General features: G+C 45.1%; 25 protein-coding genes. 24 read left to right on the top strand and 1 reads right to left on the bottom strand.

Annotation, left to right across the window (positions count from 1 at the left end; genetic code table 11):
• The 24 genes from PGW42_RS02565 (at position 1) to PGW42_RS02450 (ending at position 23,317) form a co-directional block, all read left to right on the top strand.
• Positions 1–1,107, top strand: coding sequence for an ABC transporter ATP-binding protein (locus PGW42_RS02565; RefSeq protein WP_270202815.1), 1,107 nt, complete (start codon positions 1–3; stop codon positions 1,105–1,107).
• Positions 1,097–1,624 (top strand): cob(I)yrinic acid a,c-diamide adenosyltransferase, encoded by a 528-nt coding sequence (locus PGW42_RS02560; RefSeq protein ID WP_270202814.1) that lies wholly within the window; start codon positions 1,097–1,099, stop codon positions 1,622–1,624. Before PGW42_RS02565 ends, PGW42_RS02560 begins: the two co-directional genes overlap by 11 nt.
• A 9-nt stretch (positions 1,625–1,633) precedes the next feature.
• Positions 1,634–2,770 carry a cobalt-precorrin-5B (C(1))-methyltransferase CbiD gene (gene cbiD, locus PGW42_RS02555; protein ID WP_118217530.1) on the top strand — a complete coding sequence of 379 codons (1,137 nt, stop codon included), beginning with the start codon at positions 1,634–1,636 and terminating at the stop codon, positions 2,768–2,770.
• 20 nt (positions 2,771–2,790) lie between these two features.
• Positions 2,791–3,528 (top strand): precorrin-2 C(20)-methyltransferase, encoded by a 738-nt coding sequence (locus PGW42_RS02550; RefSeq protein WP_118217529.1) that lies wholly within the window; start codon positions 2,791–2,793, stop codon positions 3,526–3,528.
• Positions 3,525–4,301 (top strand): precorrin-4 C(11)-methyltransferase, encoded by a 777-nt coding sequence (gene cobM / locus PGW42_RS02545; protein WP_117555796.1) that lies wholly within the window; start codon positions 3,525–3,527, stop codon positions 4,299–4,301. The genes PGW42_RS02550 and cobM overlap by 4 nt, the downstream gene beginning before the upstream one ends.
• Before the next feature lies 1 nt (position 4,302).
• Complete coding sequence (gene cobJ / locus PGW42_RS02540; protein ID WP_117555972.1) at positions 4,303–5,037, top strand: precorrin-3B C(17)-methyltransferase; 735 nt, start codon at positions 4,303–4,305, stop codon at positions 5,035–5,037.
• A gap of 2 nt (positions 5,038–5,039) precedes the next feature.
• On the top strand, positions 5,040–6,260 hold the full coding sequence (gene cbiE / locus PGW42_RS02535; RefSeq protein WP_270202813.1) for a precorrin-6y C5,15-methyltransferase (decarboxylating) subunit CbiE: 1,221 nt from the start codon (positions 5,040–5,042) through the stop codon (positions 6,258–6,260).
• A complete protein-coding gene (locus tag PGW42_RS02530; RefSeq protein ID WP_270202812.1) occupies positions 6,257–7,639 on the top strand; it encodes a cobyrinate a,c-diamide synthase in 1,383 nt (460 codons plus the stop codon). The genes cbiE and PGW42_RS02530 overlap by 4 nt, the downstream gene beginning before the upstream one ends.
• A gap of 46 nt (positions 7,640–7,685) precedes the next feature.
• The gene (cobT, locus tag PGW42_RS02525) at positions 7,686–8,759 is read left to right on the top strand and encodes a nicotinate-nucleotide--dimethylbenzimidazole phosphoribosyltransferase (protein WP_195501945.1); all 1,074 of its coding nucleotides are present in this window, start codon (positions 7,686–7,688) and stop codon (positions 8,757–8,759) included.
• Positions 8,756–9,532, top strand: a complete 777-nt coding sequence (locus PGW42_RS02520) for an adenosylcobinamide-GDP ribazoletransferase (RefSeq protein ID WP_117822888.1) — start codon at positions 8,756–8,758, stop codon at positions 9,530–9,532. The genes cobT and PGW42_RS02520 overlap by 4 nt, the downstream gene beginning before the upstream one ends.
• Positions 9,533–9,566: 34 nt before the next feature.
• On the top strand, positions 9,567–10,193 hold the full coding sequence (locus PGW42_RS02515) for a histidine phosphatase family protein (RefSeq protein ID WP_270202811.1): 627 nt from the start codon (positions 9,567–9,569) through the stop codon (positions 10,191–10,193).
• Positions 10,190–11,152 carry an adenosylcobinamide-phosphate synthase CbiB gene (gene cbiB / locus PGW42_RS02510; protein WP_117834375.1) on the top strand — a complete coding sequence of 321 codons (963 nt, stop codon included), beginning with the start codon at positions 10,190–10,192 and terminating at the stop codon, positions 11,150–11,152. Before PGW42_RS02515 ends, cbiB begins: the two co-directional genes overlap by 4 nt.
• 15 nt (positions 11,153–11,167) lie before the next feature.
• Positions 11,168–12,223: a pyridoxal phosphate-dependent aminotransferase gene (locus PGW42_RS02505; RefSeq protein WP_117555808.1), complete on the top strand. Its 1,056-nt coding sequence runs from the start codon at positions 11,168–11,170 to the stop codon at positions 12,221–12,223.
• A 1-nt stretch (position 12,224) separates the two neighbouring features.
• A complete protein-coding gene (locus PGW42_RS02500) occupies positions 12,225–13,763 on the top strand; it encodes a cobyric acid synthase (RefSeq protein ID WP_270202810.1) in 1,539 nt (512 codons plus the stop codon).
• Positions 13,751–14,302 (top strand): bifunctional adenosylcobinamide kinase/adenosylcobinamide-phosphate guanylyltransferase, encoded by a 552-nt coding sequence (locus PGW42_RS02495; protein WP_270202809.1) that lies wholly within the window; start codon positions 13,751–13,753, stop codon positions 14,300–14,302. Before PGW42_RS02500 ends, PGW42_RS02495 begins: the two co-directional genes overlap by 13 nt.
• Positions 14,299–14,700: a bifunctional adenosylcobinamide kinase/adenosylcobinamide-phosphate guanylyltransferase gene (locus PGW42_RS02490; RefSeq protein ID WP_117822896.1), complete on the top strand. Its 402-nt coding sequence runs from the start codon at positions 14,299–14,301 to the stop codon at positions 14,698–14,700. The genes PGW42_RS02495 and PGW42_RS02490 overlap by 4 nt, the downstream gene beginning before the upstream one ends.
• The gene (locus PGW42_RS02485; protein WP_117555814.1) at positions 14,697–15,326 is read left to right on the top strand and encodes a precorrin-8X methylmutase; all 630 of its coding nucleotides are present in this window, start codon (positions 14,697–14,699) and stop codon (positions 15,324–15,326) included. The genes PGW42_RS02490 and PGW42_RS02485 overlap by 4 nt, the downstream gene beginning before the upstream one ends.
• Before the next feature lie 274 nt (positions 15,327–15,600).
• Positions 15,601–16,401: an SDR family NAD(P)-dependent oxidoreductase gene (locus PGW42_RS02480; protein ID WP_044998928.1), complete on the top strand. Its 801-nt coding sequence runs from the start codon at positions 15,601–15,603 to the stop codon at positions 16,399–16,401.
• A gap of 289 nt (positions 16,402–16,690) precedes the next feature.
• Complete coding sequence (locus tag PGW42_RS02475; RefSeq protein ID WP_270202808.1) at positions 16,691–17,362, top strand: HAD family hydrolase; 672 nt, start codon at positions 16,691–16,693, stop codon at positions 17,360–17,362.
• Positions 17,363–17,364: 2 nt separating this feature from the next.
• Positions 17,365–17,865 (top strand): GNAT family N-acetyltransferase, encoded by a 501-nt coding sequence (locus tag PGW42_RS02470; RefSeq protein ID WP_008371757.1) that lies wholly within the window; start codon positions 17,365–17,367, stop codon positions 17,863–17,865.
• A complete protein-coding gene (locus tag PGW42_RS02465) occupies positions 17,846–19,228 on the top strand; it encodes an MATE family efflux transporter (RefSeq protein ID WP_270202857.1) in 1,383 nt (460 codons plus the stop codon). Before PGW42_RS02470 ends, PGW42_RS02465 begins: the two co-directional genes overlap by 20 nt.
• A 271-nt stretch (positions 19,229–19,499) precedes the next feature.
• On the top strand, positions 19,500–20,552 hold the full coding sequence (tdh, locus tag PGW42_RS02460; protein ID WP_117555819.1) for an L-threonine 3-dehydrogenase: 1,053 nt from the start codon (positions 19,500–19,502) through the stop codon (positions 20,550–20,552).
• Positions 20,553–20,578: 26 nt separating this feature from the next.
• Complete coding sequence (locus PGW42_RS02455) at positions 20,579–21,775, top strand: glycine C-acetyltransferase (RefSeq protein ID WP_117555821.1); 1,197 nt, start codon at positions 20,579–20,581, stop codon at positions 21,773–21,775.
• Positions 21,776–22,048: 273 nt separating this feature from the next.
• The gene (locus PGW42_RS02450; protein WP_270202807.1) at positions 22,049–23,317 is read left to right on the top strand and encodes an L-cysteine desulfidase family protein; all 1,269 of its coding nucleotides are present in this window, start codon (positions 22,049–22,051) and stop codon (positions 23,315–23,317) included.
• A gap of 140 nt (positions 23,318–23,457) precedes the next feature.
• On the opposite strand, the gene PGW42_RS02445 is transcribed toward PGW42_RS02450, so the two are convergent.
• Positions 23,458–24,477 carry a M42 family metallopeptidase gene (locus PGW42_RS02445; RefSeq protein WP_117555825.1) on the bottom strand — a complete coding sequence of 340 codons (1,020 nt, stop codon included), beginning with the start codon at positions 24,475–24,477 and terminating at the stop codon, positions 23,458–23,460.
• Positions 24,478–24,592 lie beyond the last annotated feature (115 nt).

The following is a 24,592-nucleotide window of genomic DNA, read 5'->3' as shown; positions in this document are numbered from 1 at the left end:
ATGAGTGAGAGCTATTTTCAGATGAAAGATCTTTCTGTCGGATATCATGGAAATGTACTGATCCATGATATCTGTACAGAGATTAAAAAAGGTGAGATATTGACACTGATCGGACCAAACGGTTCCGGGAAATCTACGATTTTAAAAAGTATTACCAAGCAGCTTACGCTCATTGGAGGTAAGGTGACGATCGGTGAAAAGAATCTGAAAGACTTATCTTACAAAGAGCTTGCAACGCAGATGGCAGTGGTACTGACACAGCGGGCAAAGCCGGAGCTGATGACCTGCTATGAGGTCGTAGCAGCAGGGCGGTATCCTTATACAGGACGGCTCGGGATATTAACGCGAGAAGATGAGAAAAAGACACAGGAAGCACTGGAAATTGTCCATGCAACAGAATACGCAGAAAAAAGTTTTGAGGCGATCAGTGACGGGCAGAGACAGCGGATCCTTCTGGCAAGAGCGATCTGCCAGGAACCGGAGCTACTGATCCTGGATGAACCCACTTCTTTTCTGGATATCCGTTATAAGCTGGAGTTGCTTACTATTTTGAAAAATATGGCGAAAGAAAAGCAGATCACGGTCATTATGTCACTTCATGAGATCGATCTGGCGCAGAAGATCTCGGATAAGATCCTGTGCGTTAAAGGAGATACAATTTTCGGTTATGGAGAGCCGGAGGCGATTTTTAAAGAAGATTTTATCCAGAAACTTTATGAGATCGACAACGGGCATTTTGATCCTGTGTTCGGAAGTGTGGAGCTTGCAAAGGCGGAGGGAGAGGCAGAAGTATTTGTGATCTCTTCCGGAGGCAGTGGAATCCCTGTTTACCGGAACCTTCAGAAAGCAAAGATTCCATTTTCGGCAGGAATCCTGTATACTAATGATATTGACTATCATCTGGCAGAACATCTGGCGGTCAGCGTAATCGAAGAAGAGCCATTTGAACCGGTAAGCGACCGTGCATTTGAACGGGCAAAGCAGATGATCAGGCAGTGTAAAAAGGTGATAAATGCAGGAATTGTGATTGGGACAACCAACCGGAAGATGAAAGAACTGCTTGTATTTGCAGAAGAAATGGGAAAGCTGGAATCATATGAAAAATAGACTTTTGCACATTTACTGTGGAGATGGAAAAGGAAAGACGACGGCGGCAACGGGGCTTGCAGTTCGCGCAGCTGGAAGTGGTATGCGGGTTCTGTTTGCCCGTTTTTTAAAAAATGAATTTTCGGGAGAATTGAAGATCCTGGATCGGATCCCGGAGATCGAGGTACTTCATCTGGAAAAAAGCTATGGATTTTTTAAGACACTTTCCGAAAAGGAACAGGAAGAAGTCCGAGAGATGTATGGCAGGCTGTGGAATACGATCCAGAGAAAAATCAGTACAGGGGATTATGATATGCTTGTGATTGATGAATTTATGGCGGCATACCGGTATGGACTGATCCCGAATAAAGAGGCGGTGCAGTTCTTAAAAGACAGACCGGACAATCTGGAAGTGGTTCTGACCGGACGGGATCCGTCAGATGAGGTTCTGGAGCTGGCAGATTATATTTCGGAAGTAAAGATGGTACGGCATCCTTTTGAAAAAGGAATCCGGGCAAGGAAAGGCATCGAATACTAAGGAGATGAAATGGAAATGGACAAGATGCAGGTCGTGTGGAAAAATCAAAAAGAACTGCGGTGTGGATATACAACAGGAAGCTGTGCTGCGGCAGCAGCAAAGGCGGCAGCGGCAATGCTCTTTTCCGGGGAGGAAATCCGCCAGGTATCTCTTATGACGCCGAAAGGGATCGAACTGTATCTGGAAGTAGAAAAGATCCAAAGAGAAAATGAATCTGTCAGCTGTGCCATTCAGAAGGACAGCGGAGATGACCCGGATGTGACGAACGGGATCTTCGTTTACGCCAAGGTCACGAAAAAAAGGGAAAAAGGAATGACCTTAGATGGTGGGATCGGAGTGGGGCGGTTCACCCGGAAGGTGCTGGAGCAGGAAGCAGGGGAAGCGGCGATCAATAAGGTTCCGCGGCAGATGATCCGGGAAGCGGTGCAAAGCCAGATTGAGAAATATGACTGGGATGGTGGCGCGGACGTTCTGATCTATGTTCCGCAGGGCGTGGAGATCGCGAAGAAAACGTTTAATCCAAGACTTGGGATCGAAGGTGGGATTTCGGTACTCGGAACATCAGGAATCGTAGAACCGATGAGTGAACAGGCACTGACGCAGACTATTTTCCTGGAAATGAAGATGCTTCGTGATGAAGGTCACCGGTATTGTTATCTGACACCGGGAAATTATGGAAATGATTTTTTAAGGCAGACACTTGGGTATGACCAGGAGCTTGCGGTGAAATGCAGCAATTATATCGGGGATGCGATTGATGACGGCGTGCGGCTGAAGATGGACGGACTGCTGCTTGTAGGACATATCGGAAAGCTGGTCAAGATCGCGGCAGGTGTAATGAATACCCATTCCAGACAGGCAGATGCAAGAATGGAAGTGCTTGCCGTCCATGCGGCAATGGCAGGGGCAGACCGTGAGACAGTCTGTGCTCTGATGAAGTGTTTTACGACGAAGGAAGCATTGGACATTCTGGAAGAAAGAGGACTTTTGGAAGAGACGATGCGGACCGTGATGGAGAAGATCGAGTATCATTTGGCGAAGCGTGCCGGCGAGAAGATGAAGGTCGGGGCGCTGATGTTTTCGGATGAACTCGGGGTTCTTGGGAAGACATCTCTTGTGGACAAACTGAGGGAAAAGATCGGATAGGTAGAAAGGTATGACAAAAAATGGCAGGAAGATTTGACCTTGCGGGTGTAGGTCCGGGAGATCCGGAACTGATGACGATAAAGACAATTCGTGCGATTAAGGCGTGTCAGGTATTGGTACTTCCAATTGGCAGTCCGGAGTTAAAGAAACCGGAACTGGAAGAGGGGGAAGAAGAGACATTTGCAAAAGAATGTCTGGCATATCGGATTGCGTGTGAGGCAGAGCCGGAGACGAAAAAGAAGCTGCGGCTGTATCTTCCCATGCCAATGATCAAGGAAAAAAAGCTATTGAAAGAGATACACGATGCGGGTGCAAGAAAGGCGTCAGAGCTTCTGGAGAAAGGAAAGAATCTGGTTTTTCTGACGATTGGAGATCCGACCGTGTATTCGACAGGAATTTATATTTATAAAAGACTGAAAAAGATGGGATATCAGGGGGAGATCTTTTCCGGGATTCCGTCTTTTTGTGCTGCGGCAGCAAGGCTGGAGATCTCGCTTGTGGAGAACCGGCAGGAGCTGCATGTTTTTCCGGTGTCCTATGGAATTGAAGAAAAGTTGAAGCTTCCGGGGACGAAGGTTCTTATGAAGACCGGGAAAAAGATGGCGCAGGTCAAAGCTGTTCTGAAAGAGGAAGGACAGCAGGCGAAAATGGTCATGAACTGCGGAATGGATGGAGAAAAAATTTACAAACGCACAGAAGAAATACCGGAAGATGCGGGATATTTTTCAATTGTAATAGCAAAGGAGAAAGAAAAATGATTCATTTTGTTGGAGCAGGAAGCGGTGCTGTGGATTTGATCACAGTACGGGGGCAGAAGCTTTTGGAGGAAGCAGATATAGTGGTGTATGCCGGTTCACTGGTAAATCCGGAGCTTCTTACCGTATGTCAGAAGGACTGTCAGATCTACAACAGTGCGAAGATGACGCTGGAAGAAGTGACGGAAGTGATGATTTCCGGAGAGAAGCAGGGAAAAAAAGTTGTCCGGCTGCATACGGGTGATCCGTGTCTGTATGGTGCGATCAAAGAGCAGATGGATTTGCTGGAAAAGGAGAATATTTCTTATAAAGTGTGCCCGGGAGTCAGCTCCTTTTGCGGAGCGGCATCTGCACTGAATGCAGAATATACTCTTCCTGGGATTTCACAGTCTGTGGTGATCACACGGATGGCAGGAAGAACACCGGTTCCGGAAAAAGAATCCATTGAAAGTTTCGCTGCGCACCAGGCAACGATGGTCATCTTTTTGAGTACCGGGATGCTGGAAGAATTGTCAAAGCGTCTGATCGAAGGCGGTTATCAGCCGGAGACTCCGGCTGCGATTGTCTACAAGGCAACATGGGAGGATGAAAAGGTGTGCAGATGTAAGGTGAAGGATCTTGCGGTGACAGCAAAGGAGAATGGAATTACAAAGACAGCACTGATCGTGGTTGGTGAGGTGCTTGGCGGAGAGTATGAACGGTCACTTTTGTATCATCCGGAGTTTACAACAGAGTTCAGACAGGGCAAAGGAAAAGAAGGTGCAGGAAATGTGTAAAATTGGAAAAGTCTATGTAATCGGTCTTGGACCGGGTGCTGAGAAAGAAATGACATACCAGGCGTCCACGGCACTGGAAAAAAGTGAGGTTATTATCGGATATACCGTATATACAGGACTGATACGGGAAAGATTTCCGGATAAAAAGTACCTTTCCACACCAATGCGGCAGGAAGTGGTCCGCTGTGAGATGGCAATGGATGAGGCAATGAAAGGAAGAACGGTAGCTATGGTATGCAGTGGGGATGCCGGAATTTACGGAATGGCAGGTCTGCTCTATGAGATGGGACAGGGCTACCCGGAGGTGGAGCTGGAGGTCGTGCCGGGAATCACGGCGGCAAATGGCGGAGCGGCAGTTCTTGGTGCACCTCTGATGCATGATTTTGCAGTGATCAGTCTGAGTGATCTTCTGACACCGTGGGAGAAGATTGAAAAGAGGATCCGCGGAGCTGCGATGGCGGATTTTGTAATCTGTCTGTATAATCCGTCCAGCCGGAAACGGGCAGATTACCTGAAAAAGGCATGCGAGTATATTCTGGAGTACCAGAGCCCGGATACAGTCTGCGGTTATGTGCGGAACATCGGACGTGAAGGCGAAGATGCACATATTCTGACACTTTCTGAGCTGAAGGATACGGAGGTCGATATGTTTACAACCGTTTATATCGGCAACAGCCAGACGAGAAATGTGGATGGGAAAATGGTGACACCGAGAGGCTATCGATTGGAGGAATAACTGTGGAAAACCGAAAATGCCGGGTAAATCTTGTCGGAATCGGGATGGGAAGTAAAGGAACGCTTACGGAAGAGGTCAGAAAGATCATTGCGGAAAGTGATGTGCTGATCGGAGCCATGCGGATGCTGGAAGGATTCCGGGAAAAAAAGAAATGCTGCTATGCAGAGTATCTGCCGGAAAAGATCAGAGCGATCCTGGATGAGCAGGAGAAAAAGACCAGATGTACGGTGCTGTTTTCCGGGGATACCGGATTTTACAGCGGGGCAAAAAAGCTGGCGGATATTCTGAAAAAAGACGGATATGAAGTGCAGATTTTTCCGGGAATTTCCTCGGTAATCTATCTTGCGGCAAGGGTCGGAAAGAGCTGGGAGGATGCGAAGATCATCAGCATGCATGGAAGAAGTCAGAATTTTATCTATGCAGTTGCAAACCATGAAAAGACATTTCTGATCCTTGGAAAAAGTGCGGGAAAAGAGATCTGCGAAAAACTGAAATATTACCATCTGGAACAAGTAACCGTTTCGGTTGGAAATCATTTGTCTTATCCGGATGAAGAGATTGTGATCAAAAAAGGAAACGAGCTTCAGGCAGAAGATTTTGGTGATCTTACCACTATTCTGATCGAGAATCCAAAGCCGGAAAAGAGAACAGGAATTCATCTTGCAGATGAGGAGCTGATCCGTGGAAGTGTTCCGATGACGAAGGAGGAAGTGCGGACAGTCAGCATTGCAAAATTGAAGCTTACAAAGAATGCAGTAATATATGATGTGGGGGCCGGAACCGGTTCGGTGTCTATAGAGGCTGCTCTTCAGGGAGAGAATCTCCGCGTTTATGCAATAGAGAAGAATCCGGAGGGTGCAGAGCTGATCAGGAAGAATATGCAGAAATTCCGGACAGACCAGATTCAGGTGATAGAAGGAGTTGCACCGGAAGCACTGGAAGCACTGGAAATGCCGACCCATGCTTTTATCGGAGGCAGTACAGGACAGTTAAAAGAAATTATTCAGTGCATAAAGAAAAAAAATCCGGACGTCCGTATCGTGATTAATGCAATTTCGCTGGAAACCGTGAAGGAAGCGATGGAGGCGATGGAGGAAGGACTGCTTGCAGATCCGGAAATCATACAACTGAATGTGGCAAAGTCAAAGAAACTTGGAAGATATCACATGATGACCGGGTTAAATCCGATTTATATTATTTCAGACGGAGGAGATACAGAATGAAAATTCCCGGAATTGTAATCGCGGCATCTGCCAGTGGGAGTGGAAAGACAGCGGTGACAATGGCAATGATGAAAGCATTTAAAAATGCCGGAAAGAAGGTACGCGCCTGCAAATGCGGACCGGATTATATTGATCCTATGTTTCACCGGGAGGTGCTGGGAATTGATTCCGAGAACCTGGATCTGTATTTTTGTGACCGGGAGCGCTTGAAAGAGCGGTTTATGCATCATGCGGAAGGCGCGGAGCTTGTGGTGACAGAAGGTGTGATGGGGTACTATGACGGGATCAGTCTGGATTCGGATCAGGCAAGTACTTATGACGTTGCGAGAACCCTGGGACTTCCGGTAATCCTGGTTGTTCCGGCAAGAGGTATGGCATCGACAATCCTGGCAGTATTGAAGGGAATGATTGAATACCGGAATGACAGTAATATCCGGGGAATCATTCTGAACCGGATTTCCCCGATGCTGTATCCGAAGATGAAGAAGATGATCGAAGAGGGATTGCAGACAATGGGATTCCAGGTTCAGGTGGTTGGTTATGTGCCGGAGGAGGATGCTTTTCATCTGGAGAGTCGGCATCTGGGACTGATGCTTCCGGAGGAAATAGGGAACCTGAAAAAACAGATTGACCGGGCAGCAGAGATTCTGACAGAGACACTTGATATGGAATCGGTGCTGAAAATTGCCTGGGAAGCAAAAGAAATGGAGTATCATCCGGTGAAGGCAAGACAGAAAGAGGCCGGACGAAAAGTGCGTATCGGCGTAGCGCGTGACTTGGCCTTTTGTTTCTATTATAAGGATAATATGGAGCTTTTAAAAGAGCTTGGATGTGAGATCATTCCGTTTAGTCCTTTGGAGGATACAAGGCTTCCGGAACATTTAGACGGACTTTTATTTGGTGGTGGATATCCGGAACTTTGTGCGAAACATCTGGCAGAAAACAGAGCTATGCGAAAAGATGTAAGAAAGCAGATTGAAAATGGAATTCCATGTATTGCGGAATGTGGAGGATTTTTATATTTGACAGAAGAGCTGGAAGGGGAAGATGGAAAGCACTATCCGATGGTGGGGGCACTTCCGGGAAAAGGGATCAAAAAAGGGCGACTTACCAGATTCGGATACATTGAGCTGACTGCGGAAATGAACGGAGTGTATATGAAAAAGGGAGAGAAGATCCGGGCGCATGAGTTCCATTATTGGGATTCTACGGAAAACGGAGAGGATACACTTGCCGTAAAGCCGGATGGTGTGAGAAAATGGCAGGCTGTTCATATGAAGGGGAATTTGTTTGCGGGATTTCCGCATTTATACTTTTATTCCAACCCCAAAGTGGCCAAACGCTTTGTAGAAGCGTGTAGAACCTACAGAAGCAAGTAAAAAGCTGACAAAGACAAATCGAAAAGACAGGAGATTAGACTTACAGATGGAAGAGACCAGATGGAAAGAGAAAATAAAACCACTTGATGAAAATGCAATGGAAGAGGCGCGGGCTCACTGGATGACGGTAGGGAAGCCACTGTTTAGCCTGGGAAGTCTGGAGGATGCGGTGATCCAGATTGCCGGGATTAAGGGGACTTCAGATTTTGAACTGCGAAAGCGCGGGCTGATCATTATGTGCGCGGACAACGGTGTGGTAGAAGAAGGCGTGACACAGACCGGTCAGGAAGTAACGGCAATCGTGGCGGATAATTTTACAAGAGGAGAGACAAGCGTCTGCATCATGGCAGAAGAGGCAAAGGTAGATCTTTTCCCGGTGGATGTAGGGATGGCAACAGATGTGCCGTCTGTGACAAAGAAAAAATACAAAGTGATGTATGGCACACACAATTTTGCAAAAGAAGCGGCGATGACAAGAGAAGAGGCAGTTGAGGCGATAGAAGTTGGAATTCAGATGGTAAAGAAGTGTGCCGAAGCGGGATACGAAATTCTTGCGACAGGTGAAATGGGGATTGGAAATACAACGACCAGCAGTGCGGTTGCCTCTGTATTGCTCGGAGAGGATCCGAAGGTCATGACAGGAAAGGGGGCAGGTCTGACGAAAAAAGGTCTGCGAAAGAAGGTACAGGTCATCCGGGAAGCGGTTGAGCGGATGCAGCCGGATAAGACAGATGCGATCGATGTACTTTCCAAGGTTGGAGGACTTGACATAGCAGGACTTGCAGGTGTATATCTTGGTGGGGCGATCTACCGGATTCCGGTGCTGATAGATGGCTTTATTTCTGCAGTGGCTGCACTTGTGGCGGTACGGATGGTTCCGGAATGTGCAGGATATATTTTACCATCCCATTTGTCTGATGAACCTGCGTCAAGAAAGATTTTAGATGCTTTAGAAAAAAAACCATTTCTCACATGTGGTATGTGTCTGGGGGAAGGAACAGGAGCAGTGGCAGCGATGCCGCTTCTTGAGATGGGACTTCAGGTGTACCGCAAAATGGGAACTTTTGATGATATTCACGTAGAGCAGTATGAAGTACTGGATGGGAAGGAAGAAAGATGAAGTTTTTAGAACCGATGATCATTGCGTTTTCTATGTATTCCAAAATACCGATGCCGCGCATTGAGTGGAACAAGGAAAATATGAAATATACGATGTGTTTTTTTCCGCTGATCGGTGTTGTGACCGGAGCAATCATTTATCTGGCAGGAATGTTTCTTGATGGAAATATTTTTTCAAAAGTACACAGTGGAAGATTGATGTTTGCTGCGGTCATGACATTGATACCAGTTTTTGTAAGTGGAGGAATCCATCTGGATGGATTTATGGATACGATGGACGCACTTGGATCCTGGGGAGATAAAGAAAAGAAACTGGAAATCCTGAAAGATTCGCATAACGGTGCTTTTGCGGTCATCGGAATCTGCTGTTATTTTACCGGAAGCCTTGGCGTATGGAGTGAAATCCGGACGGAGATGCTTCCTGTAGTAGCAGCAGGATATGTAATTTCAAGAGCTCTCAGTGGGCTTGCTGTAATGACATTTCCGGCAGCAAGAGGAAGTGGTCTTGTGAAGACTTTCCAGGATGGAGCACAGAAAAAGGCAGTAAGGTTCACAATGATCGTATACCTGATCCTGGTGGCAGGATATTTGTATATCTGCTCGCCGGTTGGTATGGTGGTACTTCTTATAATTGCAGGAGCAGTATTTGGATATTATTACCGGATGAGCAGGAAACAGTTTGGAGGCGTTACCGGGGATCTGGCGGGATACTTTCTGCAGATTTGTGAGCTGGCATTATTAGTCGGGGGATTGATTGTGCAGGGAATCCAATGAAAAAGCAGAAAAAGGAAGAGGAGACATATAGAAGATGGAAGTCAGACTGATTCGGCATTTTGCGACGGAAGGGAATTTGGAAAAACGGTATATAGGGGTGACGGATGAAGAAATAAAAACAGAGTGCGTTCCGGAGTATGCTCTGAAAAAAGAAGAAAACGGACGATACGGGAAGAAAAATGGACGTGCGAAGTGGGAGCCGGAGCTTGTGATTGTCAGTCCGCTCAGGAGGTGCAGGCAGACGGCAGAGATTCTTTTCCCGGGAGCGGAGCAGGTTGTCTGTGATAAGATGAGGGAATGCGATTTTGGGCTTTTTGAGGGGAAGAATTATCAGGAGCTGACTGGGAATCCAAAGTATCAGAGCTGGATTGATTCTGGAGGTACAAAGGCATTTCCGGGAGGAGAAGATCCGATGGAGTTCCGGAAACGATGTGTCTGCGGATTTGAAGAGATGATGGAAAAGATGATAAAGGGAAAAAGGAAGAAGATTGCCTTTGTGGTTCATGGGGGGACGATCATGTCGGTGATGGAAGCGTTTGATCCGGAAAAGAAAGAATTTTACCACTGGCAGGTGAAAAACGGAAAAGGTTTTCATTTTCAAATTGAAGAAGAAAAATGGCAGCAGGGAAACAGACAGTTTGAGGAGATTGAGGAAATATGAGTTCTTTGATGGCATGTATAGCAGGAATGGCATTGGATGCGGTTTTCGGGGATCCGGTATGGCTTTATCATCCGGTGCGGATCATTGGAAAGTGGATTTCGATGCTGGAAAAATGGCTGCGCGAATTTTGCAAAAATGAAGAAAGAAAAGAGAGAATCGCAGGGGGGATTCTGTGGTTTGGTGTGGTTATGGTATCCATTGGAATTCCGTGGGGACTTTTGTATCTTGCAGGAAAGGTCAGCTTCTGGCTTCGATTTGCACTGGAAACCTTCTGGTGTTATCAGCTTCTTGCCGGAAAGTGCCTGAAAGATGAAAGCCGGAAGGTTTATGTACAGCTCGTAAACCACAATCTGGAGGGGGCAAGACATGCGGTATCGATGATCGTAGGGCGGGATACCGGAAATCTTTCTGAGGCCGGAGTGACAAAGGCAGCGGTAGAAACGGTAGCCGAAAATACATCAGACGGAGTGATTGCACCGCTCATTTTTATGTTGATCGGTGGGGCACCACTTGGATTTTTTTATAAGGCTGTTAATACAATGGATTCTATGGTAGGATATAAGAATGAAAAGTATTTACATTTTGGTCGGTTTGCGGCTAAAATGGATGATGTATGGAATTATATTCCGTCCAGGATATCAGCACTTCTGATGATCGCAAGTGCATGGATCTTCAGGATGGATTATAAAAGGGCGTGGGCAGTCTGGAAAAGAGACAGGCGAAAGCATGCCAGCCCGAATTCCGCACAGACAGAAGCGGTATGTGCAGGTGCACTTCAGGTGCAGCTTGCCGGAGATGCCTATTATTTTGGAAAATTATATCCGAAAGAGACAATTGGAGATGATGTGCGTCCTATCGAGCCGAAAGATATTTTAAGAGCCGGAAATCTGATGGACGGAGCAGCACTTCTGACACTTCTTGTCTTTGGATTACTGAAATATTGTATGATACTGATGTAAGGGGAATAAAAGGTTATGGAATATGTACATGGTGGAGATATTTATACACACAAAGGAATGACAGATTTTTCCGTGAATCTGAATCCGTTCGGACCTGGAAGAGCTGTAGTGGAAGCGGCAAGAAAGTCAATGGACCAGATTGGAAATTATCCGGATGCCAGTTGCAGGAAACTGAAAAGTGCTCTGGCGAAAAGACTGGAAGTTCCGGCTGAGCATATTATCTGTGGAAATGGGGCGGCGGATCTGATTTTTACGGCAGTGCTTGCGGACTGCCCAAGGAAGGCGCTGATACCGGTTCCTGCATTTGCGGAATACGAACAGGCACTGCGTGCGACCGGGTGCGAGATCTGTTATTATAAGAAAAGAGAAGCGACTGGGTTTCAGCTGGAAGAAGATTTTCTGGATCTTCTGAATGAAGATATCGATATGGTATTTTTATGTTCACCGGATAATCCGACCGGAAAGCTGATCGACCGGAGCATGCTCTGGAAGATTCTTGCCAGATGTGAGACTTACGGAATCCGGATGGTGCTGGATGAATGTTTTATTGATTTTGCGGAAAATGCAGCTACGGCATCCATTCTTGCAGATACCAAGAGATGGAGAACTTTATTTATCCTCCGTTCACTGACTAAGATGCACGCGATTCCGGGAATCCGTATCGGGTATGCCGTTACTTCGGATATGGAATTTCTGGAGAAGATGGAACAGTCCAGACAGCCATGGAGTGTATCGATACCGGCACAGGTGGCAGGCATGGCATCTTTAAAAGAGGGGATGCGTGTGAAACGGACCTGTGATTTTACGAACCGTGAAAGAATCTGGATGGAAAATGAACTGAACAAGCTGGGAATTACCCATTATCCGTCAGATGCCAATTTCATTCTGATGCGAAGCGGTATAAATTTATATGAGAAACTGAAAAAACAGAAGATCCTGATTCGGGATTGCAGCAATTACAAAGGTCTCGGAGAAGGATATTATCGTGTTTGTATGCGGCAGAGAGGAGACAACCAGAAGCTGATCGATGCGCTGGGAGAAATCCTCTATGCAGGTCAGGGAGAATTTTAATATGGCAAAGTCGATTATGATTCAGGGAACCATGTCAAATGTCGGAAAGAGCCTTCTTGCGGGAGGGCTCTGTCGTGTTTTAAAGGAAGATGGAATCAGGGTTGCACCATTTAAGTCACAGAACATGGCACTCAATTCTTTTATCACGGCAGATGGTCTGGAAATGGGACGCGCACAGGTCATGCAGGCAGAAGCTGCCATGATCCAGCCGGAAGTTTATATGAACCCGATTCTTTTGAAACCGACCTCCGATGTAGGAAGTCAGGTAATTGTAAACGGAGAAGTTGCGGGAGTCATGCCGGCGATGGAATACTTCCGTAAAAAGAAAGAATATATTCCGGCTATTTTAGAAGCTTATCATAAACTGGAAGAAAAGTATGATGTGATTGTCATAGAAGGCGCGGGAAGTCCGGCAGAAATAAACCTTAAGCAGAATGATATTGTCAACATGGGACTTGCTGAGCTGGTGGATGCACCGGTTCTTCTTGTAGGAGACATTGACCGTGGTGGTGTGTTTGCGCAGATCGTCGGGACGGTTATGCTGCTGGAAGAAAAAGAGCGGGCAAGAATCAAAGGTACGGTGATCAATAAGTTCCGTGGGGATGTAAAAATTCTGGAGCCAGGTATCAGGATGCTGGAGGAGCGGACAAAGATACCGGTATGTGGCGTGATGCCATATATTTATGCGGATATTGATGATGAGGATAGTCTGTCAGAAAGGTTTGACCGGAAAGAAAAGGCGGCACTTCTGGATATTGCAGTGATCCGCCTGCCGCGTATTTCCAATTTCACAGATTTTGCAGTACTGGAATGCAGGGAAGAAGTTTCTCTCCGGTATGTGTCAAAGGCAGGAGATTTCGGGAATCCGGATCTGGTAATTTTGCCGGGAAGTAAAAATACGATGGAAGACCTGTTGTGGCTTCGTCAGAGCGGACTGGAAGGAAAAGTGCTGCGCCATGCCTCATCAGGGAAACCGGTATTTGGTATCTGTGGCGGTTACCAGATGCTGGGAGAAGAGATCTGTGATCCGGAAAGGGTAGAACGTGGTGGAACCATAAAAGCGATGGGGCTGCTTCCTGCCGTTACTGTATTTGAAAATACCAAGAGAAGAACCCGTGTTACCGGAAAGTTCGGAGAAGTTACCGGAATCTTAAAAGCAATGTCCGGTGCAAAGCTGGATGGATATGAGATCCATATGGGGGAAACTATTTTTTCAGATAAAGATGCTGCAGATCATAAGATGCTGGTACAGATCTGTGATCAGGTGACAGGTGAGAGCCGGTGGGACGGAGCGCAGAAGAAGAATGTGTACGGTTGCTATGTACATGGGATTTTTGATGACCGGGAAGTAGCGGATGCACTGATCGGGGCACTTCTGAAAGAAAAAGGATACGGCGAGGAAGCCATGCACTCCATGGACTACCATGCTTACAAAGAGAAGCAGTATCAGATTCTTGCAAATGCAGTTCGTGAGAATATGGATATGAAGAAAATATATGAGATTATCGAGAAGGGAAATGCAGCAGAATGTTTCATCTGATCACAGGTGGCAGTGGAAGTGGCAAATCCGAATATGCAGAGCAGAAGCTTATGGAGTATGCCAGCTATTCAAAAAGAAACAAAAAACGCTACTATATAGCAACTATGATGCCTTTCGGGAAGGAAACGGAAGAGAAAATTGCACGTCACAGAAGACTTCGTGCAGGCAAAGGGTTTGAAACGATCGAATGCTATACGGATCTTAAAAAAGCTGCGGAAGTCCTGCAGACAAAAGAGACAGGAAGTGTTCTTCTGGAATGTATGTCCAATCTTGTGGCAAATGAAATGTACGATCCGTCAGGAGCAGGTGAAAATGCAGAAGAGTTCGTTCTGGCAGGGATCCATAAGCTACAGAAGGTCAGTGATGATCTGGTAGTTGTTACAAATGAAGTGTTTTCAGACAGCATGACAGACAATCCGGAGATGGAAAAATATCTGAAGCTTCTCGGAAACGTAAATCTTCGGATGGGAGAGATGGCAGATCTGGTGACAGAAGTTGTGTACGGAATTCCGGTTGAAAGGAAAGACATAAAAAAATGAAAATGATAATCGGCGGTGCATACCAGGGGAAGCTTGCGTATGCAAAAAAGCAGAACCCATACATTCATTGGACGGATGGGGAACTATGTGAAGGAGATAATATTTTTGCGGCAGAAGGAGTCTTTCATTTTGAAAAATATATCCAGAGCATGATAAAAAAAGAAAACTGGTCGGAAAAAGAAGCAATTGATTTCGCATCGAAACTAACAAAAAAGTGTCCGGATATTGTAATTGTGACACAGGAGATTGGCTATGGCCTGGTTCCGATAGACGCATTTGAGCGCAGATACAGGGAACTGACCGGAAGGATCTGTACCGTACTTGCGGCAAATTCAGATCAGGTAGACCGGGTAGTATGCGGGATCGGTGTGACGATCAAAGGAGGAGATACCAAGTGAAGATAGAACTGGAAAATGTAAAACCTGCAGAAATAGAAAAACGCAGTTTTGAGATCATAACAGAAGAACTGGGAGATACGCATCTGATCCCAGGAACAGAACCGATCGTCAAACGCTGTATCCATACAAGCGCAGATTTTGATTATGCCAAGAACTTGATGTTTTCAGAAGGTGCAGTAGAAAAAGCGCTGGATGCCATCCGGAATGGTGCAGTCATTGTAACCGATACCCAGATGGGAAAAGCAGGTATCAACAAACGGAAGCTTGCGGAATACGGAGGCGAAGTTCTTTGCTTCATGTCCGATGAAGATGTAGCAGAAACTGCCAAAAAGAACGGAACCACGCGTGCCGTGGCAAGCATGGAAAAAGCAGCCGCCCTTGATAAAAAAATCATCTTTGCCATCGGAAATGCCCCGACAGCCCTTGTAAGACTCTATGAACTGATCCAGGATGGCAAATTAACCCCGGAACTTGTCATCGGAGTTCCTGTAGGATTCGTAAATGTCGTCCAGTCTAAAGAGTTAATCCTTTCACTGAAAGACACGCCATATATCGTAGCAAGAGGCAGAAAAGGTGGCAGCAATATTGCTGCATGTATCTGCAATGCACTATTGTATATGTTGTAGATATATAAAATGTTGGGGTCAAAAGGTATTTTGCCCCCTTTGATACCAGATTGCTACGTGCGTTTTGCATCGGCTTTCTGACCTTTTGCCCCTGGTATCTATATAATAAACAACCCTTATTTAATGAGGTTTTTGTATTCTAACTGTATTTGCGATAATTAAAAAATTAACTATATTGTCAGAAAATAGACGCAATTCCGTATTGAATTCCGACCTGAACTCTGCTATTATAATCGTATGCTAGTTGAAGGATAGCAGGAAGGAGAAACTGATTATGGGATTTTTAACAGGAAAGACTGCAATTATCACAGGCGGCGGAAGAGCCGTATTAAGTGATGGAAGCTGTGGATCTATTGGATATGGAATCGCAACAGCTTACGCAAAAGAAGGAGCGAATCTGGTAATTACCGGACGTAATGTAAAGAAACTCGAAGATGCCAAAGAAGAACTGGAGAGACTCTATGGTATCAAAGTATTACCTGTACAGGCTGATGTCAGCGCGGGGGCTGATAATGAAGCAACAGTACAGAACGTAGTAAAGCAGGCAATCGACACATTCGGAAGAATTGATGTCCTGATCAATAATGCACAGGCATCCGCATCCGGTGTTACGATCGCAGATCATACAACAGACCAGTTCAATCTGGCAATGTATTCCGGCGTATATGCGGTATTCTATTATATGCAGGCATGCTATCCGTACCTGAAAGAGACAAAGGGATCTGTTATCAATTTTGCTTCAGGCGCCGGACTTTTCGGAAATTACGGGCAGTGCGCATATGCAGCGGCAAAAGAAGGGATTCGTGGACTTTCCAGAGTCGCTGCAACAGAGTGGGGACCAGACGGAATCAATGTCAATATCGTATGCCCGCTCGCATGGACAGCACAGCTTGAGAATTTTCAGAAAGCTTATCCGGAAGCATTTAAGGCAAATGTAAAGATGCCGCCGGCTGGACATTACGGAGATGTAGAAAAAGAAATCGGACGTGCATGCGTACAGCTTGCATCACCGGATTTCAAATATATGAACGGAGAGACGATCACCTTAGAAGGTGGAATGGGACAGAGACCTTAAGAAAAATCCATAAAAACCAAAGAGAGTGCCTGTGCGTTTTTTGAATCGTACAGTCGCTCTCTTTTTATTTCATAAGAAATTCCGAAGGAACTTCCTATGAAACAAAAGGCACTGCGTGCCGGAGATGCGCACTCGCACGAAGATGAAGAATGTCGCAAGCGACTGCGCTCGGCGCGAGAATGTGTCAAGGCACATTCTTTTTAGCTTCTCTGTCTTGACATCTTTAAAAACGTCATTCAAAATAAGAATGAAAAGAAAATTTAAATCATTTAATCGAGGCTAAAAAGATATGAAAGCAGTTATTTTTGATATGGACGGTGTTCTGATCAACACAGAACCATTACACTATCGTTGCTGGAAGGAAATTTTAAAAGAGAAGAACGGAATCGATCTTGACTATGAGGTCTACCTTCCGTGTATCGGTTCTACTCGTGGATTCTTCATGGATTTGATCAATGAGAATTATGGGCCGGTTTTTGATGATGTGGATAAGATGAATGCGCTCATGAAAGAGAAAAAAGCGCAGATTACAGAGGCAGAAGGATTTCCGGAGATGTCGGGAATCAAAGAAGCATTGAAGCAGTTAAAAGACGAAGGATATCTGCTTGCAGTAGCGTCTTCCTCTCCGGCTTATGCGATCAAAGATGCATTAAAGTCTCTGGATATGGAGAAATATTTTACAGTGGTCATGAGTGGAGATTATGTAGAGCATCCAAAACCGGCACCGGATACTTTCCTTGTAACGGCAGAGAAACTGGGAATGGAGCCGGAGGACTGTCTGGTAGTAGAGGATTCGACTAACGGTGGAGGAGCTGCCAGAGCAGCCGGTATGAAATGTATCTGGTTCCACAACCCGGATTCCGGAAGGCAGGATATCCCGGATGCGGTACTGGAATTTCCGGCATGGACCAGCGAAAATGTAGAAAAAATGCTGAAAATATTAGGAAAAGAGGGAGAGTAAAGATGAGAATAAGAACAGCAGATCTGAGTGATCTGAAAGAAATTGCCCGTGTGGAGGCAGCGTGTTTCCCGGCAGCAGAAGCGGCAACAGAAGAAGAATTTGAAAAGAGACTTACTTTTTATAAAGATCATTTCTGGCTGATGTTTGAAGAAGAGAAGTTGATCGCCTTCGTGGACGGTATGGTGACGAATCAGGAAGATCTGACAGACGAAATGTATGAAAAAGCGGAAATGCATGATGAAAAAGGTGACTGGCAGATGATTTTTGGTGTAAATACGCTGCCGTCTTACCGGAAACATGGATATGCAGGAGAATTGATCAAAAGAGCGATTACAGATGCAAAAGAGCAGGGAAGAAAGGGACTTGTCCTTACCTGCAAGGACCGGCTGATATCTTATTATGCCAGGTTTGGATTCAAAAATGAAGGTGTCTCAGAATCAGTACATGGAAACGTGGTCTGGAATCAGATGAGACTTACATTTGATGAAGGGCTGGGTGAATAATGTGAAAAAAAATAGGTTTGAAATTGATATGTGCAACGGCTCCATCATGGACAAGCTGATTTCTTTTTCCCTGCCGCTTATGGTTTCCGGAATTCTGCAGCTTGCGTTTAATGCGGTGGATATCATCGTGGTTGGAAGATTTTCCGGAAGTCAGGCACTTGCCGCAGTCGGCTCCACAACAGCACTGATCAATGTGTTTACGAACCTGTTTATCGGAATTTCGCTTGGCGCCAATGTTCTTGCAGCCAGATTTTATGCAGCGGGCAAAGACCGGGAGATGTCGGAAACAGTACATACTTCGATCACACTTGCGCTGATCAGTGGAATTACGATGGCAGTTATCGGGGTGCTTCTTGCAAAGTGGGCGCTTGAAATTATGGGAACGCCGGATGATGTGATCGGGCAGTCTGCCTTATATATGCGGATCTATTTTATGGGAATGCCATTTTTTATGTTATATAACTATGGAGCAGCCATTTTAAGGGCGATTGGTGATACAAAAAGACCATTGATCTTCCTGATCATTTCCGGAATTGCAAATGCCGCGCTGAACATGACGCTGGTTATTATTTTTCATATGGGAGTTGCCGGGGTTGCAATTGGAACAATTATTTCACAGCTGATTTCCTGTGTGCTCGTACTGACCTGTCTGTACCGGTCGGAAGGAAGTTATCAGCTTCGTTTCTCCAAACTGAAGATCAATGGTGCCTACATGGAACAGATTTTCCAGGTGGGAGTTCCGGCGGGAATCCAGAGTACGGTCATCAATTTGTCCAATGCACTGTTGCAGTCTTCGGTTAATTCATTTGGATCGATTGCGATGGCAGGCTATACAGCAGCGAACAATATACTTGGGTTCCTTTATATGTCAGTGAATTCGATCACCCAGGCATGTATGAGTTTTACCAGTCAGAATTATGGTGTGGGTAAGCTGAAACGAATGGATAAGGTGCTGCGTGACTGTGTGATTCTGTCTATATCGATCGCGGCAGTGCTTGGTGGTCTTGCCTATAGCTTCGGACCGCAGATTCTGACAGTTTATACTTCAGATCCAAAGGTTATCAACTGCGGAATGGAAATCCTGGCGTATACATCGATCACTTATTTCCTGTGTGGGATCATGGATTTGTTTCCGGGTGCGCTTCGTGGAATGGGATATTCAGCAGTCCCGATGGTGCTTTCAGTGATCGGAACGGTGGGAACAAGAATTGTGTGGGTATTTGGAATTTTTCCGAACCACAGATCTTTATCCGTACTTTTTGTATCCTATCCGGTGTCATGGATCATTACCATTGTACTTCAGGTCGTGTGCTTCTATTTTGTGAGAAAAAGGGTACATCAGAAGGAAAAAAGATTGTTATAAACAGAACGAAATTGTGAAAATCGACAGTAGGGCATTGTGAAAAACAGACAGATTTATCTGTCTGTTTTTGTGTATATATAATAAATGTGCTTGCAATAGAAAGACACATGTGTTTGTATCTGATACAAAAACATGAATGTGTAAAATGTTTGTGTATCACGGAAATATAGATTGAAAAGAGAGGCAAAATAGGGTATCCTAAGTATAGAAAGACAAAAATAATAAAAAGTCCGTAATGAACGGACATATGTGTCATGCGGAGGTAATGAAGATGAATGATAATAAAATGTGGGCGCTTGTAAAGGAAAAACCGGAACAGGGACTCTGGATGAAAAGAGTACCGATTCCTGAAGTAGGACCAAATGACGTAAAGATCAAGATCCATAAAAATGCAATCTGTGGTACTGATGTACATATTTACCAGTGGAATGAATGGGCACAGCACACCATTCCGATCGGATTGACCGCAGGACATGAATATGTCGGGGAAGTTGTAGAAGTCGGTACAGGTGTACAGGGATTCAAGGTGGGCGATCTGGTATCCGGTGAAGGACATATCACTTGTGGAAAATGCAGAAACTGTCTGGAAGGGCACAAAGAGAACTGCAAAGATGCCAAAGGTGTTGGGGTAAACCGGAACGGTGCGTTTGCAGAATATCTGGTTATTCCCGCTTCAAATGTATGGCCGTGCAATCCGGCAATTGATGAAGAATTATATGCGATCTTTGATCCATTTGGAAATGCAACCCATACTGCATTATCTTACGACATGCTTGGTGAAGATGTGCTGATCACAGGTGCAGGGCCGATTGGGATCATGGCAGCGGCGATCGCAAAATTTGCAGGAGCAAGACATGTGGTAATCACGGATATGAACCAGTACCGTCTGGATCTGGCAGCAAAAATGGGTGCGACCAGATGCGTTAATCTGACACAGGAAAAACTGACGGATGTGATGCATGAGATCGGAATGACAGAAGGCTTTGATATCGGACTTGAGATGTCCGGAAGCCAGCCGGGACTTTCTGATATGATCCATAACATGAAACATGGTGGAAAGATCGCACTTCTCGGATTGCAGAGACAGGATGCAACCGTAGATCTTGAGACGGTGATCTTCAATGGGCTGAATATCCGCGGAATTTATGGAAGAAAAGTATGGGATACCTGGTATAAGATGTCTACGATGATTCAGGCAGGACTTGATATTTCACCGATCATCACACACCATTTTGATATCCGCGATTATGAAAAAGGATTTGAGGCAATGATCTCAGGACAGTCAGGAAAGGTGATCCTTGACTGGGCACATATTAACGATTAGGAAAAGCAGAAGAAGGAGAGAATAAAATGGCAAGAAAAAATGATATTTTAAGTATTTATACAAAAGAAGTAGAACAGATCAAAGCAGATGGTCTTTTCAAAGGGGAAGCACCGTTCGTATCTCCGCAGGGCGCAAAGGTTGTAATGGAAGACGGAAGAGAGCTTCTTAATATGTGTGCCAATAACTATCTTGGACTTGGAGACAATCAGAGACTGATCGATGCAGCGAAGAAAACTTATGATGAAAAAGGATATGGGGTTGCTTCTGTCAGATTTATCTGCGGAACACAGGACATCCACAAAAAACTGGAAAAGAAGATTTCCGGATTTCTGGGAACAGATGATACGATTTTATATTCTTCCTGCTTTGATGCAAATGGTGGACTTTTTGAAACAATCCTGACTGCAGAGGATGCAGTGATCAGTGATGAACTGAACCATGCTTCCATCATTGACGGAGTTCGTCTTTGTAAGGCAAAAAGATACCGCTATAAAAATAATAACATGGAAGATCTGGAAGCACAGCTTCAGGCTGCAGATGCAGCAGGAGCAAGAGTCAAACTGATCGCTACAGACGGTGTATTTTCAATGGATGGAATCATCTGTAACTTAAAAGGTGTCTGCGATCTTGCTGATAAATACAACGCACTGGTTATGGTGGATGACAGCCATGCAGTGGGATTTGTAGGAGCACACGGCAGAGGAACTTCCGAATACTGTGGCGTAGAAGGAAGAGTGGATATCATTACAGGAACACTCGGAAAAGCACTCGGTGGGGCTTCCGGTGGATATACATCAGGAAGAAAAGAGATCATCGATCTGCTTCGTCAGAGAAGCCGTCCGTACCTGTTCTCCAACTCTCTTGCACCGGCAATCGCAGGAGCAAGTATTGAGATGTTCAATATGCTGGAAGAAAGCACCGAGCTTCGTGACCATCTGGAAGAAGTAACCGCATACTACCGCAAGCAGCTGGTAGAAAACGGATTTGATATCATCGAAGGAACCCATCCATGTGTACCGGTTATGCTTTATGATGAAAGACTTGCCGGAGAATATGCAAAGAAAATGATGGAAAAAGGGGTATATGTGGTTGCATTCTCTTATCCGGTTGTACCGAAAGGAAAAGCAAGAATCCGCACACAGGTATGCGCGAGCCATACAAAAGAAGATATTGATTTCATTATCAAATGCTTTAAAGAGACCAGAGAAGAGATTGGAAAATAAATTGCTACAGGACAGAAAAATGCCGGACAGTATAAAATGTTGCCCGGCATTTTGTGATGATGTAACAGAAAAATTTGACTAAAAAATATTGTTACGGGAAAATTTTCAGAGGCATTAAAAAATAAAAGAATATTTTTGGAATGTAATCGTGGTAACTCTGTAAACCCTGAAAAAATAGAGAGAAAAAGCTTGTGGGAAAGGCAGGAATACTATAAAATAAACAGGGAACCATAAAAAGATGAATGGGGTGTCATCTGACAGAGGAGACAAAAGATGGAACAAAAAATATACAATGAATATGTGGAAATTTTAAAGGAAGAGCTGCTTCCGGCGATGGGATGTACAGAGCCGATTGCAGTAGCTTACGCGGCAGCAGTTGCAGTTCAGGCTCTTGGGGAAAAACCGGAATCTGTAGAAGTAAATGTCAGTGCAAATATTATTAAGAATGTAAAAAGTGTCGTTGTACCGTGCACAGGAGGACTTCGCGGAATCGGTGCAGCAGTCTGTGCAGGGATTGTAGCCGGATGTCCGGAAAAAGAACTGGAAATTCTGGAAGAGATCACAGGGGAACAGAAAGTAGAAATGAAAAAGATGCTGGATACTATGCCGATGACAATCCGGGAATCCGATAAAGAATATATTTTCGACATCCAGATCAAGGTATGTGCAGGCGGACACAGCGGATACGTAGAGATCGCAGGTTTTCACACCAATGTGATCTGTGTAAAGAAAGATGATGAGATCATCAGAGAAAAAGCATATGAAGAGCAGGGATCCAGCTGTGCGACGGACCGTTCTCTTCTGACTGTGGAGAAGATCATTGAATTCGCAGACTGCGTAGACGTTGCAGACGTAGAGGAAGTTCTGCAGAGACAGATTGATTATAACTGGGCAATTGCCGAAGAGGGCATGACAGGAAACTGGGGAGCTGCCATTGGAAAGACTTTGATGGAAGCATATGGAAACAGTGTACATAACCGTGCGAAAGCGATGGCAGCGGCCGGATCGGATGCAAGAATGAACGGATGTGAACTTCCGGTTGTCATCAATTCGGGAAGCGGTAACCAGGGAATGACAACTTCTCTTCCGGTGATCGTCTATGCAAAAGAGCTGAATGTCTCAAAAGAGATGATGCTCCGCGCGCTGGTTGTGTCAAATCTGATCACAATCCATATGAAGACAGGAATCGGAAGACTGTCTGCATATTGCGGCGCGATCAGTGCAGGATGTGGTGCAGGTGCCGGAATCTGTTATCTGTATGGCGGACATGCATATGAGATTTCTCATGTAATTGTAAATGCAGTTGCCATTAACTCAGGTGTTGTGTGTGATGGAGCGAAGGCAAGCTGCGCGGCAAAAATCGCATCAGCTGTAGAAGCAGGGCTTCTGGGACTTCAGATGCAGAAAAATGGAAAGCAGTTCTATGGCGGAGACGGACTTGTAGAAAAAGGTGTAGAAAACACGATCCGTAATATCGGAGAGCTTGCAAAGAAGGGAATGCGTGAGACGGATAAAACGATCATCCAGATCATGACAAGATAAGAAAAAGAGAAAAGAACTGGTAGAAGAGGCACTTGCATTTACCGGACTTAAGAAAAATATGACTAATATTGAAAAAATAAAACATCTGCGGTATGCATATCGCAGATGTTTTATTTTTGACCGTTAGCTATTTATACTTTTTATTTTTGAATATACTTCTTCAACAACAAAAGCGTATTCTTTACCCCATCCATATGGGATCTTTCATAGTTATGTGATGCATACACCCCAGGGCCAATCAGACCATGACGGATATCATATCCTGCCCGAAGAGTTGCCTCTACATCAGAACCGTAATGCGGATACACATCGATCGCATAATCCAATCCTTCTTCTTTTGCAGTTTCGGCAAGAGCGGATGTTACGTCGTAGTTGTAAGGACCGCCGGAATCTTTTGCGCAAATAGATACCATGCGTTCGGTACATCCGAGATCGGATCCGACGCAGCCCATGTCAACAGAAATCATCTCTGTTGTATCTTCGGCAACAAAACTTCCGCCGTGTCCGACTTCTTCATATACAGTGAAAAGGAGAGAAACTTTGCGGGAAAGCGCAATAGATTCATCTTTTACGCATTTTGCCAGACCGAGAAGGATGGCAGCAGAAAGCTTGTCATCTAAGAAACGGCTTTTGATATAACCGCTCGGTGTGATCTGGGTACGCGGGTCCATGGCGATGATATCTCCAGGCTGTACGCCAAGTGAAAGAGTTCCTTCTTTAGTGTCCACATTTTCGTCCAGAAGGATTTCCATATTTTCTTCTTTTGTCTCAACAGCAGAATCTGCAACATGAACAGAAGGTTCAGTATTTAGTACTACACCGGTATAAACGCGTCCGTCGCGTGTGTGGATCGTGCAGTTTTCCCCATCAGCGGTACTCCACTGGTGTCCACCGAGAGTAGTCGGACGCAGTCTTCCATTGGCTTTGACAGAACGCACCATGGCACCGAGGGTATCAACGTGTGCTGCAAGTACCAGCGGATTCCCCTCTCCGCCGATCGTTACGAATACGTTGCCTTTGTTAGAAAGCTGTGGTTCATATCCCATATCTGATAAAGTCTTCATCAGGTATGCAGCCACATCTTTGGTATAACCGGATGGGCTTGGAATAGAAGTTAAAGCTTTCAGTTCGTTTCCGATAAATTCAAGATAATTTTGCATAGAAAATTCCCCCAAAAAATTTATAGTATATATCATAATAGTTTAATGGAAGAGGATGGAAAATGCAATATACATTGAAGGATAATTTAAAAAGGTTATAATAATTGATGAAAAA

Source organism: Coprococcus sp. TM115-187 (assembly GCF_027679115.1).
In the GTDB taxonomy this organism is placed as follows: domain Bacteria; phylum Bacillota; class Clostridia; order Lachnospirales; family Lachnospiraceae; genus Allocoprococcus; species Allocoprococcus comes.
This window is presented reverse-complemented; position numbering and strand designations above follow the sequence as displayed.